This is a genomic window from Nodosilinea sp. FACHB-141, assembly GCF_014696135.1.
Taxonomy (GTDB): domain Bacteria; phylum Cyanobacteriota; class Cyanobacteriia; order Phormidesmidales; family Phormidesmidaceae; genus Nodosilinea.
Genome location: NZ_JACJPP010000025.1, coordinates 33,246 through 50,076, shown reverse-complemented (window position 1 = coordinate 50,076; position 16,831 = coordinate 33,246). Strand labels below are relative to the sequence as shown.

The following is a 16,831-nucleotide window of genomic DNA, read 5'->3' as shown; positions in this document are numbered from 1 at the left end:
ATCCAATCGCCCCTTCAAGGAAACTCAATCATGCAACCTATCTCATTTCCCCTTCAATTTGGTCAGCAGAACTTAGAAATTGCTAATTTACACAAAGGGTTAAGGTTGCTACTTGACAAGCAAATCATTCAACTTTCAGAGCAACAGCAATCCCTTGAAGAGGAACTTGCTAACGAGGAAAGGGAACAACGCTATGGTGATGCCACCGCAGGATTGATTCTTACTTTTCAATGGCAAACGGCTGGGCTACCTGCTGAAGATGGCAGACTTGTCGATGAAGCAACAGCCAGGGCACTTAATGAGGCATTGACCCAACTAGGTGCCTTTGACCAACGAGTCGTTAAAGGGAAAGTTTATCTGGCTGATGGTAGCCCTGTAGTAGGCGTAATTGTACGAGCCTTTGACAGAGACCTCCGGAGGTTTGAGTCATTAGGAGAAACAACAACAGATCAAGTAGGATATTACGAAATCACCTATACTCGCGCTCAGTTTATTCAATCAGAAAAGCAAAATGCTGATCTGATGATTACAGCCATCGAACCTACTCCTAGTGGCATAGTTCCTCTAGAGCGCCCTCTTGCCAATTCTCCCACTCTGATCGATGCTTCTGCGGATGCTGTCATTGATTTAGTCATCAGTTCTGATGTGATTCCTGTTCCATCGGAATACGAGCGATTCATCAGAACAATCGAACCACTTTTAGCAGGAACTTCTCTAGTCGATTTGAGAGAAGACGAAGAAGATAACCCTATTGAAGGTAAGTTTCAAGACATTAACTTCCTGGCAAGAGAAACTAAAATCAACTCAGAGTACATTGCTTTTCTGGTTATAGCAGCCCGGTTAGCTAGAAGCGTAGATTTATATCCAGAAGCCTTCTACGGACTCTTCCGCCAAAACTTACCCACTGACCTGCCTGCGCTTTTGGCTCAAGGCATAAAGGCACATCGTCAAGCGTTACAAGTCTCTCTCCAATCCAATATTATTCCTGCTCAATTTGGCAATGAGCTAGAAAACATCCTGGGACGACTGCAGGCATTAGAAGTTCAACAGCCAACCTTTTTGATTCAACCTGAACTTCTCTATAGCAACCTGACCGACCTGGAGAACTTGAAGTCAGAGCAATCGAGTTTTGTAGTAAGTAAGTTAAATCAACACTTGCAGAACGAAATTGTTAAGGCGATCGCGACAACCAGTGAAGCGATGACCACTGCGGTCAAAGCAGCAGTGCAGCACGTTGATTATCAACAGGCTCAAGATAGCCTGCTTTCAACCGTTATTCAGGAAAGCATTTTACCAATTCTCAAACGTAATCAAGCTTTAGCGGAAGAAGTCAAAAGCGTAGAGAAGCGTATTGCTGAAACTCCATCACAGCCCGTTAAAGATTTGCTGCATCTCGATAAGTCTTTGCAAGAAAACCCTATCTTTAGCCAAGACATCCTGAGGGTTAAAACTCAGGAATATGCTCGACTTTCAGAGTTAGATAATGAGAGTACTAAAACACTCATTGCCAAGAATTTGTATCTTGATGATGTAACTGAAGACGTACTGTCAGGATTAGTCTCTGAGGGAGTGCTAAATGAGCAAACTAAAAACAACCTGCAACTAACCATTGAATTGGGCAGACTCACGAACGATAATCTGCCGCTCGTGCGTGCCCTGAAAACTGAGAACTTAAAAACAACTGACTTCACTTTCTGGAGAAAAGCAGACTGGCAGCAACTCGTGACTAGTGCACAAGTTCCTGCGCCTGCGGGTGAAACGATCGAAAGCTATGTAGACAAGATTGTATTCAACATTGAGCAGACTTTTCCATCACAGGTTCTAATTAACCGTATTCTTGATGCTCAGTTAGACACTCAATTCAATCGCCTGGATTCGCTCAGCAGTTTGCTGAATCATAACGATAAGCTGATTGATGGGGGAACTCCCGCTGAAATGGACTGGCAGAGCGTTGACCCCGAAATGCGCCAAACCTTGCAAACTGAACTGGAGAAGCTCACAACTTTCGCCAACCATTACAGGCATTTAGGCGTTACGGATCTAATCAATGACAAAGCAAGCGATTTGGATCAGAAAAAACAGGCGATCGCAACCCGTGTTGATTTACTCAATGTGTTCCATGCCAACAATCCTAACCTAGATCTCCGGTTGGTTAACTTCCTGGATCTACAAGCGACCAGAATTGACTGGGAAGGAATTTCAGAAACTGAGCAACCCTTGGTCAGAAAACAGCTTATGGCATATCAGCGGGTGCTGAACTTGACAGACACCGTTGCCGATAGTCAGGTGCTGTTGAACCGGGGATATGACTCCACATTGGCGATCGCTACAGACACTGAGGAGAATTTTGTTCACAACAGCGGTTTGCCATTGGGTAAAGCTCGTCAGACCTATGCCAAATCTCAGGAAAACTCCCTGTATATCTCACATCAAGTTGAGATGATTCGAGATATTGTTCAGGGAAACTTTAAACACTTTGCTGTTGCAAATTTAGATCCTGCCATCGTGAATGACCTACAAAAGGTTGATGGTTTTGAGAACTTATTTGGTAAGCAGAATTATTGTGACTGTGAAGCCTGTAGCTCTGTTTTGAGTCCAGCAGCATACTTTGTTGACCTGATGAGCTTCATTGAGAAGCATGTTTCAAAGCCTGTGTTTGTTGACACAAAACAAACGACCCATCCACTGTACCTAAAGAACCGCCGTCCAGATCTATGGACGCTTGCCCTTAGCTGCGAAAATACAGATACCCTCATTCCGTATCTAACCATCGTCAACGAGGTGCTGGAGAACTATCTCAAGCGCACCCTATCCCAAGATGTCTTTGGACAATTTAGCCAGAAGTCTGAAAATGTCTCCTTTGCCCTACCCTTCAACCTACCATTGGAGGAACTGCGCCTCTATTTGAGTCACTTTGGGATCACACTACACCAAATTTACAAAACGCTGAAACAATCAGATTTAACAATTTGGCGATCGCGGCTTAATCTGTCTCAAGAAGAGGTTGAGGTCATTACAGAACCCGATCCAGCAAACGTGAAATACCGCTTTGATAACCGAGAGTCTCTAGTTGACTTTGACGTGCAGGAGTTTATCCAGTTAGCTGGCATCAGTCGATCGCAGTTAGACGAGCTACTGGCACTACGATTTAACCCTGACTTGAACAAAATCACTGTTGAGCAGAAGTATGAAACGGGTGATTTGCAGCAGACTTCTGAAGTGCTGAAGCAACTAACGGTAGATCGGCTCGATTACACCCATCGCTTCATCCGCCTGTGGAAGAGAACCTCCTGGAGTATTACAGAACTAGATCTGGTTCTATCTATCCTAGCTCCTAAACAGGCGAATGGCACTATCCAGTCCTCAGAGCTGTCTCAAAAACTCGTTCTGGAGCTTGCTCAACTCGTTGATATTCAGGAAGCTTTGAATCTGACCGTTGAAGAACTTTGTTCCATGGTGGATCACCTGCCTACTTCAACGGCAGCTTCTCAAACCGTCGTGAGTCGAGGCGATCGCAACTTCTTTGAGCGGCTATTCGATACTCAAAAGCTATTTGGCGTTACGGGTACCGAGCCCTTAACATTCCATCATTACTCTCTTAATAAAAGGAACTCTGGGGACACAGTAGTTGATCCAAGAACCCCAGTTTTACTAGGCGGTTTAGGAATTTCTGAAACTGAACTGCTCCTGCTATTTCAGTTATTAAAGGATGAGATGCCGTTTGATGAAAATGGAGATTGCACTCTCAATCCAAGTAACATTTTCTTGCTTTACCGTCATGCCCGGCTTGCCAGAGCATTGAGATTAAGCATCGAGGACTTCATTACAGTGCTTCGTCTACTCTTCGAGCCAAGTCAGCATGTAGTCAAAACTCTGTCCCAAATTCATAAGCTGGTACAAGTCGAAAATTGGCTGAAATCTTGCCCATTCAAAGTTTCAGAACTACGGTTTATCCTTATAGGTGAAGAAAGTACAGCCGTAAAATTTAGGGTAGATTCTAGCGCTGCAGGAAAACTCATGCAGGAGGTTCAAGCATCTTCAGCACCCAATAAGACAGAAGCCCTCAGAACCGCTCTGGCAATATTGTTTAATCTTACCCAAGATCAATTAACAAAAATACTCCAATGGGTTCGTATACCGGAGAGAATTTCGGATGTGAGTTCATTGCTTACGCTGGTTCAGCAGATAGAGCGAGTTCTGCTTCTGCTTGACAATCTTAAGTTTAAAGAGAAAACGGTTGCCTACCTGACGCAATCAGCGTCTGCTCTAGGCATTGCTGATCTCAAAAATTTGACGCTCGGCACTGTTCAGAGTTTAGATTTCTACAAGAACTTAATCACCCTCAGCGACGAGGCAGAGCAACAGGTGCAGACCGTTTTGGATCACTATATGACCTCTACAGCTTTTTCTACTGGTGACGGTAGTGACGCTGCTATACTCGCTGATTTGTGGAAACAAGATAAAAGCCTGGTTGAATCGCTGATCAAATCTCTCAGCTTACCGAATGTTTCTATCAAAGCGTTGGGTCATCTTTGGGAATGTCTCAAGTTGTGTCAAATTCTTGGTATTAACGGCTTCTCATTACAAACACTTGCCAAGAATGCCAATTACAATGAGCTAATTGCCGCGAGGGATGTTGCTCTCGGTTCATTTAGCTCAAAATATGATGACGAGAAAGTCCGTCGAGAAAAACTTGAGCCTTACCAAGATAGAATCAACGTCAAAAAACGGGATGTTCTTTGTAATTACATCATTGCTCGTCGAGTAGACCTCAAGTTTCAAGATCTGCGCAATATCTATGCTTTTTTCCTGCTCGATGTTGAAATGAGCGGCTGTTTTCGCACCTCTCGCTTAGTTTGTGCGATTTCCAGTTTACAGTTGTATATTCACCGCTGTTTGGTAAATCTAGAACAATCAGATCCTCTCTTAAATCCTAGAGTTGTTAATATCAAAGTTGATCCGACTAGAATTCCAGCCCAGCAGTGGGAATGGCGCAAAAATTATCGAGTTTGGGAGGCAAATCGAAAAGTATTTCTCTATCCAGAAAACTATATTGAACCCGACTTAAGAGATAATAAAACGCCAATCTTCAAGGAATTGGAAGACGAACTGCTGCAACAAAAAATCACTCAAGAGTCAGCAGAAACTGCCTACAAGAAGTATGTTTCGCAATTCGCTGAACTAGCTCGCCTCCGCATTGCTGGAAGCTACTACCATGATGCTTCTAGAACTTATTACTTCTTTAGTCGCACATCACAAGACCCACCCCAGTATTACTACCGTAAATGGATCAATAACGAGGTCTGGACACCTTGGGAAAAGATTGAGCTAGGAATTAACTCTGATAGAGTTTCAGCCGTTGTACATCAAGGGAAAGTATACTTATTTTGGGTAGAAATCAAATCAAAAGAAATTGTTTCTATTCAGGAAGGAACGAGTAAATCAGAGGGATTTGAATATAGTGCTGAGTTTTTATTCTCATACCAAAATGAGGGTAAAAAATGGTTGCCAGTTCAGCGGCTAGCCATAAATGAAAAAGATGAGACTGTTAAGAACTTATTCTTTGGCCAAGCTTCTAAAAAAATCTCACCTAATAAATCATGCTTTTTAACGGTTAACAATAATAAGCTTTATCTTCTATACTATGAACCTAATTTCTCAGCGAATTCCAACAAAGTGGCAGCCAGAGCGAGAGTTGATTTGTTCAACAATCTCATAAAGCCCCCTGATAGAATTGTAGAACTTGGAGTTCCTAACGACAAATTACTAAAGCTTTTCTTGCTTGGAATAACAGTTGAGTTGCTGACTTATAGGGGTACTCATTTCTACGATGAAGCTTCTTTGGATCATGAGTTAATTGCTGATGATCAGAGTCAAGGCACAGCCATCGCCCGAAGCACTGAAAAACAACTGTCTTCAAATCTACATCTTGTTAGTCATAAGCCGGGTGATTTTGTGTGGACAGTTGATGATCAACAGTACTTGATTCGTTATCTCAACCTAAAAATTCTATCTTTTCAAATTAGGAGAGATTTTATAAGGATCAGCACATCTTTATCGTCTAGGTTAGGTGAGCTTTTGTTTGTCGAAGGACTAGAAACTTTTCTGTCTATCAACACTCAAAAACAGGCTGAAAATCCTTTCGAGTTTCAATCAAGAAATCCATTCGAATTGATGTCGTTGGTAGATGAGCCAGAGCATATTAACTTTAAAGGAGCTTATGGCAGCTATTATCAAGAACTATTTTTACATATTCCATTTACCATCGCTAACCATCTAAACGCTAATCACAAATTCAAAGAAGCCAAGTGGTGGTACGAGCGCATCTTTGATCCGACGGCTAATGAATCCCCGGATGACAAGAAACCAACCGATCGCAACTGGCGATACCTTGAGTTTCGGAATCTGACGATTCAGAAAATGAAGGACATCTTGACTGACAAGGCAGTGGTCGCACAATACAATGAAGATCCTTTTAATCCTCATGCGATCGCCCGACTCCGGTTGAGCGCTTACCAAAAAGCAATCGTCATGAAATACATTGACAATCTATTGGATTGGGGAGATCACCTATTCGCCCAAGACACAATGGAATCCATCAATGAAGCCACAATGCTCTATGTTTTGGCGTACGACATATTGGGCAAACGACCTGCGAAACTAGGCAAATGCAAGATTGAGGATGACCGAACTCGGACTTATGAAAGAATTAGTACGAAGGGGATTGGTGACTCTGAGTTTCTTGTTGAATTAGATAATTCAAGTTACAGCGATCGTGTTGCTGTTCAAATCGACAAAGCTAAGTTGGCGAGAGACTTAGTGGCTGGAGCAAACGAAAATATACTGGTAGCGTCTAGAAGTGGGGCGACCACTTCAGAAAACCTGTCAACGGCAACTTCTAATGCCTCTATCTTAGTAACTCAACCACTACTAGCAAGCTACAGCACCGTCGCAACTGTGACAAAACATCTCGAAGAAGATGCAAAAAAATGGGAAACTGCCAAACCCATTCCCATGAATCCTGCGTTAGAGCTAGTTAAACAGAGCATATCTGTTTTCTGTGTCCCCCCTAATCATAATTTGCTTGGGTATTGGGACAGAGTCGAAGATCGGCTCTTCAAAATCCGCAATTGCATGAATATCAGCGGTATTCGTCGTCAATTAGCTCTGTTCCAACCTGAAATCGAGCCGATGTTTTTGGTTAGAGCAAAAGCCGCTGGGTTAAGCCTGGAGGAATTTTCGCCTCACTCACCGCTTCCGCATTACCGTTTCAGCTACCTCATTGAAAAGGCAAAGCAATTCACTCAAACAGTGCAGTCATTTGGCTCTGCTCTACTAAGCGCTTTAGAGAAGAAAGATGTAGAAGAACTGACCTTGCTGCGATCGGTTCATGAGCGCAATGTTTTGCAATTAACCAAGGACATTAAGAAGCAGCAAATAAGGGAAGCGCAGTACCAGTATCAGGCAATGGTTCAAACCAAAATCAATGTTCAAAATCGGGTTAACCACTATCAGGACTTGATTGTCAAAGGATTGATAGGCTGTGAGATTACCCAGCAAGATTCTAAGCAGACAGGAACTACTTATAAAAGAAAAGAGGGAATTAATCGTACCTTAGCTGCTATTTTCTACTTAATACCTCAGTTGGGTAGCCCATTTGCTATGAAGTTTGGTGGCAAAGAGCAAGGGGATAGTACGAAGGCGTGGGCAGATTGGTTCAGTTCTATGGCATCAGTCGCTGATGCAATTTCTACTTCAGCAGGCTTAGAAGCTACCTTTCAACGGCGTGAGCAGGAATGGAAACAGCAATTGCTGCTTGCTCAACAGGAAATGGAACAAGTTAAGCAGCAACAATTGGCGGCTGAAGTAAGACAACTAATTGCTGAGAAAGACTTGAAAATCCATGAGAGAAACATGGAGCAAGTGGAAGAGTTACATGATTTTTACAAGAATAAATTCACCAGCTTGGGGTTATATAACTACCTCTCCACAAACCTCAATCGTCTTTACCGTGAAGCATACAACATCGCCCATGACATGGCAAAAATGGCAGAAAATGCCTACAAATTTGAGCGAGATGATGACACCATTTTTATTGCAGGTGACAACTGGCATTTCGATCGTGCTGGACTCTTGGCAGGTGAACGGTTGCTCCTGCAACTGCAACGCATGGAGAAAATTTATCTAGAACAACACAAGCGAGACTATGAGATTACCCAGTCATTCTCCTTGGCGTTGCTGTCTCCCTCTGCGCTAATAGACCTTAAGCAAACTGGAAGCTGTAATTTCGAGATTCCTGAAATTATGTTCGATCTGTTTTATCCTGGGCAGTTCAAACGGTTAATCAAATCAGTACGGCTTACAATTCCTTGCGTAACAGGCCCCTATACTAATGTCAGCGCTAAACTCACGCTACAACAGAGTTGGGTACGTGCATCGAACAAGCTTAATACTAATTCCTTAGATAAGAACGGCGATCAGCTAAAAGTTGGACAAGGCACATCTATATCAGCTAGTTCTGCTCAAAACGATGCTGGTATGTTTGAACTGAACTTCCGCGACGAGCGCTATCTCCCCTTTGAGGGTGCTGGAGCAATTAGCGCTTGGAAACTTGAATTGCCCTCAACACTTCGTCAATTCAATTACGACACCATCTCTGATGTCATTATTCACGTCAGCTACACAGCGAAAGATAGTGTAACATTCCGAATCGACGTTGAAAAACAAATCGCTGCTACTCTGACTAGTTACGCTAAAGATCCTGGGCTTTTTCGCTTGGTAAGCCTCAAACATGAGTTTCCAACCGCTTTTCATCAACTGCTACACTCATCTAGCGCAACACAAGCTACTGAATTTGAGTTGACCGAGCAGTATTTTCCCTATTTCTTGATTGATAAAACACTCACTCTAGCTTCCCCAGTAAAGGTATACCTTAAACCGCAAGACAAAAAAACTGTAACAACGCCAGAACTGATGAAGATTAACGATGTCGATGTAAACTTTATTAAAGATGGAAAAAAGTTGCAGGAGCCAAATGTCTCACTTTTAGGCAATCCCATTAGGAAATGGACAGTGTCTGCTAGAGCTAATAGTCTTAATAGAGAAGAAATTGACGACATTCTGCTGCTACTGCAGTATTCAGCGTCTTGAACTACTCACCATTTGGTATTAGCACCATATTCACACTAGCTCATCATAACGAACCCACTTCTGTGAAGATTGAGGTTTCATACCTCCATGACAAAAACTTGGAGGAGAAAAATGGTCTTCTAGTTGCTGAGACAACAGTTGTCATCTAGCCTAATTCCAGAACAAAATGGTCACTACCAATGTGGCTACAAGAGACAAGCAATAGTCTTCATCAGTATGTTAACCCAGAGGCAATAGAAGACCTCATTCTGGTCTGCTACTATTCAGTTTAGGCTCAAAAATCGCCGCAGCGGTTGAAGCCAAAAAGCAATTAAGGGCGAGTATAGATTGTGTCAGATCTGGTCTTGATTGCGCCTAGTGCCTAGATGCGTCTGCTCATCTTCCCAGATCGAACCTAGTCGCCCGATTTGCTGTGGGAGAGACAGAGACTCTACCTTTTGGAATCAACGAATTTGAAACGCTGCCCAGGTCTCGATGCATAGCTGCCTTTGCCTTTTCCGACAGTGGATTTCCCTTCGCGACGTCCCTAGCAACCTCGGTTATCCGGCTCAAATACCCTTCTGGTCTCCTCAGTACCACTGCTGCCCCATGCCATCCCCAGAGTTGCCCTAACTCCGGGCGACTTTGCTGCCACCCATTGCCACCCTCCTCCGGTCGCACCAACACCTCATTCCAGTCCTTCCCCTGGTTCGGTGTCAGCCGCTCAATCCCCGGCACCTGCTGCGCAACCCGCCAGGCCATAGTCTCCCCCGCCACATCCGCATCAAACGCCGCCGCCACCAGTCCCCCATTCCGCAACACCGTCTTGAGTGCCTCAACTGGCACGCCACCCGAGCCATCCGTCGAGAGATAAATCGACACCCCCTCCGGCCCTCGCTGCGCCCGATCTAGCATCGCCAGCGACATTGCATCAATGGGCGACTCTACTAGCAGCACCCGACTCACTGGCCCTTGCCCCGTACCAATCCAAAACCAGCCCTGGTCTCTAGCCGAGCCTGGCGCTAACCCGTGGAAATGGTTTTCCTCTCCCCAGGTTCCTCTCAAACTGGCCCCTATGACCTCACCCCGGCCCCACGTTTGGGCCTGCAACTGATGGCGCAAAAATACAGCATTCTGATGGTCATCGGCAAAAATTAAGCCCCTCTCATTGAGCCGATCCACCAGTACCGCCGGGAGATTGCGCCCCTCCACCAAATACTCCCGCACCGCATTCCATCGTATGGAAGAGTTTCGTGGCATCTCCAACGCCCGAGGTTCCGAGTCTTTTGCCTGGGCAGTGCTAGACACCTGTGCCGGTCGTTGGGAGAAATCTCGACCCGACAGCCACTCCACCGCTTCTTTAAATTCCACTCCTTGAACATGCATTACCAAGTCGATCGCGCCTCGCCCCCCGGCATCGGCCAACCAGTCCATAAACAGTGGGCCACTAATGCTGACGATGTGGTCGCCATTGCGCCACTTATGCTTGTCGTGGCGATCGCATTCCAGCCCTAAATGCGCCGCCACATCCTCTAAATCTGCTCCTCGCACCTCATCGGCAACCTTTTGCAGCGTTGGCCCCTGAACAGGGTTTGTGGATCTGGGCTGAGGCGGATCGGGAGATGGTGCCTTCTGCACAGGTATTGCCGCCGCTTGCTCCTGCTGCCAAAGCAGCTCTGGACTAGGTCGTAGCCCCTGACCAGCATGTTGCCCCGTCCGAAAGGGTTCTACATCAAACAAGCTCTGCACCTTAAATTCAGGTTCTTCAGTGGCTGAAGCAGTGACTACGGTTACGGGTTCAGGCTGCGGTGGTTCCTCCACAACAAGGGTAGGCGGTTGATGGGGGTGGACGGCGATCGCCCCCTCCCCATCCACAATCACCACCTCCCCCTGCTGAGTCAACCTGCCCAAATACTTGTGCAGACTCCCCATCGGGAACCCCGCCACCGGTACCCGTCCGAGTTCCTTTACCCCCGACTCCATGCTGGTGCCAATCATCTCCAGATGCTCGATCAAGGGTCGAGCGCCGTCAAAGAACGCCTCATAGAACCGTTGATCTGGCGACTGCACCAGGACGATTGCATCGGGATACTGGTCTTTCACCGCCAGGTATTGCCGCATATCACTGGGCATGGGCGATCGCTCATCCTCCGCTTCCTGCGAGGCCACTTCGGGCTTCGCTTTGGCCTGTAGCTGAGCCTGAACTGCTTCTGCAAACCCCTGCTGCACAATGTTTTTGGAGAAGATCTGAGCAAAAGCGCGATCGGGCAAACGCGCCTCCCCACCTCGCAGACTCTGCACCGCCGTCTCCTTAAACTCGATGTGCCCCTCCCCGCGCACCCGAAACACCATTTCCGAGTCAATGAACATATCGCCGTTCTGAGTCAGGTAGTGGGTCAGGTACAGCTCATCCCCCTGCCGCTCCACCACCAGGGGAATAAACGGCTCATTCTCAATCCGCAGATGAAACTCCTGGGAAGTCATTACGTCTTGCTCAATTCCCGCATTCCTCAAAAACCGTAGAATCCGCTTTTCCAGTTGGCCCATCGAGGGCTGATTGGGTACATTTGGAAACGCCAGATTTTCTGCTGACTTTACGGATTCTGGTTCTAGCCTGGGTTGGCTGGCGATCGCAGACACAACCGGCTGAGAAACAACCGGGGGCTTCACTTCCTGGATCTCCACCTTCTCCAGCGTCGGCAGTGCCACCCCCATCAACTGCCGCGCCACCTCCTTAAACTCAAACGCCGCCAGGGTGTAGTTCCGCTGGTGCATCACCACCCCCAGCACCCGCTCCAGCCGCTCTGAGGGAATGACGACTTCCATGCGATCGGCGACCGAGTAAAAGTCCGACCCCGCCGCCACAATCAGTGCCTCATCCAGGTAGTACCGCCCCCCCGACTCTTTCGACTTTGGCGCTTGCAGGATAAACCCGTCCCCCGCCTGCTGCGGCTTCAGCAACAACAACTCATCCAACGTCTTCACCGTCCCCTGCCGGTTGGTCAGCTCTGTAAGAAAGCGAAACACCTGCTGCGGCTCCTTAAACGCCACTGGCTCCTTGGTCAGCTCCGACTCAATATCAAACCCCTTGGGCATAATCAGCCCCTGGCAGACCTCGCCCCGATAGTCGGTGTAGTTCACCAACTTGCCGTTGGAGTACTTCTCAAACGCTTTAATCAAGTTGCCGGTAAAAATCTGCCGGTTGACCCGCCCTGCTTCCTGCTGCATGTCGAACAGCGAGTAGACGCTATTACCAAACCAGTCCTCCGTTTGAACTGTGGCATCGATCGCCCCCGTCCGCCCCGTGTTGAACTTGGAGAAGGGCACCGTAATCTGCCGGGCGGAATCCGCCACCAAAATCCTCAACTTCCAGCGGTTCGGTGCCGCCGGACTCCCGGATCGCTTTTTGGTATCGGCCCCGGCCACCACGCCATAGAGAATCGTCTTACTAGCTGGTGTCACCAGCCGCAGTGGTGTCCCCGGCACGAACTGTTCCAACACGCCAGAGACATGCATGAGCTGTTGCTCAATGCGGTCGTTTAGTTTCTCAATCGCTTTACTGTCTTGCTTTTGAGCGATCGCCGCCTGCCGATATTGGTTCGTCTGCGCTTCCAACTCGGTAATTGTCGCCGCCACCTGCTGACGCGCCGTTGCACCCAGATCCTCAGCGTCGTGGGCGTCCACCGATGCCACCTCCGCCAACCCCACCGACTCACGCACCGCATTGATCGCCTGGAGCTGGGTCAGCGGCTTACTCTCACTCTTCGCCTCCACCAACTCCAGATACACTGGCCCGGTGAACTCGCTAGCGGTCTCGCTGTCATCGGCCATCACCTCCATCCGCGCCAGCGGACGCGCATCGAGATCCAGCTGCTCGGCCTCCAGAATGTTCTCCCCCATCGCCCGCGCCTGATCCACCAGGTCGCAGTACTCCGACTCAATCAGGCTGTAGACCGCTTCCTGTTCGGCAATGGGCAACAGCGGGATCCTCCCCGTCACCTTCTTAATTAGGGCGATATCGGAGGCATCGTTTTCAGCCTTGGCGGCAGGGAAATCTAGCTTGGCATTCAATTCCGGGTCATCCGCCAACAGCTCCGTCACCACCTGCTCGCCGTAGGGGTTCATGAAATCCACCACGGTGTTGAGCGAGATATCCGTCTCTCTCGCCGCCGTCGTGTTGGCATTGAGGCTCGCCATCTTGCGACAGAGGATCGCCCCCGGTCGTTTTTCTGCCGGGAGGTCGCCCATCAATAAGGTGTAGTTCGGCAAGGCCACCTGCCCGGTACGATGCACCCGGCCTAGCATTTGCATGAACACGTTGATGTCTCGTTCCGCCTGGGCCACAATCATGTGGCGAGGCCGCTGGTCAGCAAACTTCTCCGAAGCGTGCAGCGAAATCCCCGTAGAGCCCGAACAGTTCAGTAGGATGACGTCCGCATCCCCGGCGTTGAACCGGGCCACCGCATCAATCCTGCCCTTGGCTGTCTTTTCCTCCCCCAGCCGCACCTTGTAGGCCATAGCGCCGTCAGCCCCATACTCAATGCCCGCCGTCCGCCCGGTGACTTCGGTAACCCGGTAGCCTGCCCGCTCCAACTGCTGCTCAATGTAGTCAATCGGGCTAATGGGAATGCTGCTGAAGTCGGACTCGCGAATACAGTCCAGGGCTTCTTCATAGGCCAGAACGGCATCGCCCCCTAATTGCTCATCGCTGAGGCGGAGACGAGTAGAGTGACCCCGGTAGTCAGTCACCACCACATCTCTAGATCGCTCCAAATACCGCTCTAGCAGATTCCCAAAGGAGAGGCTTATGGCATCCCCAGGGCTCAAATCTTGGGACTCCGCATAGGCCTCAATGAAGCTACCCATGGTGTTGGCCACCGTAATTACGGGCTTCTCACCCCGGTTCAGGGCTGCAATCGCCTCCTCCACCGTCGCATTTGCCTTTTGTGCCAACAGGCCCTGCTCAATGCAGTTGTGCATCAACGAGGTGAAGTTGGTACTCCTAGCTCCCACCTCGCCAATCGCCCCATCTTCTCCTAAGGCTTTAGCTTCCGCCTTCGCCTCATTACTGATCGCTTTTACCGCCTTCTGCTTGGCCCGGTCAAAATCCTTAATCGCCCGCATCGCCGCCGAGAAGTCGTCGGCCACCTCCCGATCCACCGGCACCGTTTTGGCCTGAAACGAGATGCCCTCGTAAGATCGCTCTCGCCGTAGCATTTGCCCCGAAGCCACAAACTTGCTGGCGACAATCTGCTGAAGGGGAACACCTCCACGGGTAAGGATGTTCTCCAGCACCGTCATGCTGCTAACACCCAACCGCAGATCGGTGCGCCGGGCATAGAGATCCATCACATCCGCCCGCTTAGCGTAGGTGGCCGAGGAATAAAATACCCCCGACGACAGATCGATGAGTTCCCGCACAAAGTCAGCCCGATCCGGTGGTCCCGCTTCCTTCCACCCGCCCTTGCTGCCCCCCGCTTGGTGGGCCTCATCCAGAATCAAGATCGCATTTGGAGCCATCCGTCTCAGAAACGTCCGCCGCAGCGGTTCTTTCTTTCCCACCGTCTGAAGCTGGCTGTAGGTGGTGAACACCGCGCTGTAGCGGCCCAGGTTGCCCTGTTGAATCATCGACTGCATTTCTGCCTGCTGCTTGGCCGCCCCAGCCGTCTTCAACGCCGCCCCATTGGCCAGCGGAATCTCGGTACCACTATCGGTAATGAAGGGCGTAAACCGCCGCAGGCCAATATCCTCCACATCCCGCATCATGTCGGCATAGAGGGGTTTGTCCTTGGTGATGAACAGGGCAATCTTCCCCTGCTGCTGGGCATAGCGCATGATGCTGGCACAGATGCGGCCCTTGCCAATGCCGGTCTGGTCTCCCGTGATGAACCCAGCTCCTCGCTCGATATTGCTGATCGCCAGAGCTGAAGCATCGACCTGTTCAGCGCTAAAGTAGCCGTGCAGCTCCGCCACTGAGCCATAGCCCAGGCGAATGGCCAGGTACTCATCAATGTCGCCGTGCTGCTGCTCGAATCGCTCTAGCGCCTGCTGCGCCGCACTGGCCATGTTGAAGGGAATTAGAGTCTGGGTTGAAAAGCCCTTGCTTTTGGGCACATAGGCCACTTGCCGGGGCTGGACATCGTAAGTGTCTGCCGACGAAGTCACAGCCTCGCCGGTTGAAAGAGGAGTATTCATGGTGAGTTCTGGGTGAAGGGCTACAGACTCAGTTCGTTCAGCCACGCCTCTAGCGTGGTCTCGTCGTGGAGGCTCAGCCAGTCCAGGTAATCCGGATAGCTGGGGGTTACGGGCGTTACCGGAAAGATCCCCCCGTAATAGCCGAGTCGTTCCCGAAACCGCCAGTTGTTCCGAATCAAGGTCTCCGCCCACTGCTGCCGCCAATACTCCAGAGCCAAGTCCGGCTCCTCGTCCGGCTCCAGTATCGGAATCTCCTGAGCCCAGTCCAATTCGCTGAGGGTGGTGGCTAACTGTTGCTGCGTCTCGATCTGAGAGGTTTCCGAGATGGAGTCCTGAATCATTCTGTCTAGCCGAGTTTGCATCAGCTGCAAGTAAGTCGCTTCGCTCAACTGTTCCATCTGTGGCGGCACCTTGACGATGAATAGCGTTCCCAGGCCCTCCAATGTCCAGAGGTTGGGAAAGCTGGGATACTGGCTGGTCATGAACGGGTACGTCCAGGGTGAAACGGGCCTGGTGGATAGGTTCATTGAGAATCAACTCCTTTAGTTCAGTAAACGATGTGTAGATGGCAGGCACTTCAGCGGCGGGTAGGGGGCGTTTTGATTGCCCCCTACCCTCAATCACAATTACGTCGATGGGAAAACCCGCGCCCTGCTTCCGGTACAGGTCACCCCAGATGGAGACATGCTGGGTGACCCGGTGATGGCGATACAGCAGGTAATAGAAGGCTCGGCTCTCACGGCTGTTGTAGCGCTCCGAGCGGTGTTCGCCTTCACGACCTTGCTTGCCTCCTAAAATCAGTACGGCTCGACCACCCTCCTTCATCACCGTCAACGCCTTCAGGGCGATCACCTGGTCTATTTGAGTTGTCCAGGTGTCGGCGATGGGGAATCGGCGGGTGTGGCGCTGCTCGTCTTTGACTACTCCAAAGGGCGGGTTACAGATGACCACATCCACTTGGGTCTCAGGCTTATAGGTCAGGGCATCGGCCTGGGTGAGCTGGCGAAAGCCTCGGGTTTGCAGTTCAGCCCAGCGATCTGGATTTAGCTCATTGGCAGTCACCCGATATGGATTGGCCCCAATCAGCAGCGCTCCATTGCCAGCCGTGGGCTCGTACACGGTGGTTTCCGCATTTATGCCCCCGAGCACAGAGGCCAGGTAAGCAATTGGAATCGGCGTACTGTAGGCCTGTTGCAGCACCGAAGTCGATGACCGTACGCTCAAGTTGGGCTGTTGCTGGAGCAAGTCCACCAGGCGATCGTAGGCCTCGTGAGTCGTCTGAGAACCCCCGACCATCTGCTGCCCGGCCCTGACCACAGCAGCCTCAACAGATTCATCGACTACCTTGGCCAACGCTGTCCCTGGCTGCACCGCCTCCCCCAGCACCGCCGCCGCAAACCGTCGAGCTTCGACAATGGAGCCAAAGCCCTGACCTGATAGGAAGTAGGACGCATAGGCCTCAGCCAACTGAGGATGGCCCATGGTGATGGTCTCCGGGAACGGACGG

Annotated in this window: 2 protein-coding genes; one reads left to right on the top strand and one right to left on the bottom strand. The window is 49.6% G+C overall.

Annotated features, from left to right (window positions below):
- Window positions 1-30 precede the first annotated feature (30 nt).
- Complete coding sequence (locus H6F59_RS24395; RefSeq protein WP_190707067.1) at window positions 31-9,150, top strand: neuraminidase-like domain-containing protein; 9,120 nt, start codon at window positions 31-33, stop codon at window positions 9,148-9,150.
- 375 nt (window positions 9,151-9,525) lie between these two features.
- Here the strand turns inward: H6F59_RS24395 and H6F59_RS24390 are convergent, their stop codons facing one another.
- Entirely contained in the window at window positions 9,526-16,806 is a 7,281-nt protein-coding gene (locus H6F59_RS24390; RefSeq protein ID WP_190707064.1) for a strawberry notch C-terminal domain-containing protein, read from the bottom strand.
- Between the last annotated feature and the right edge of the window lie 25 nt (window positions 16,807-16,831).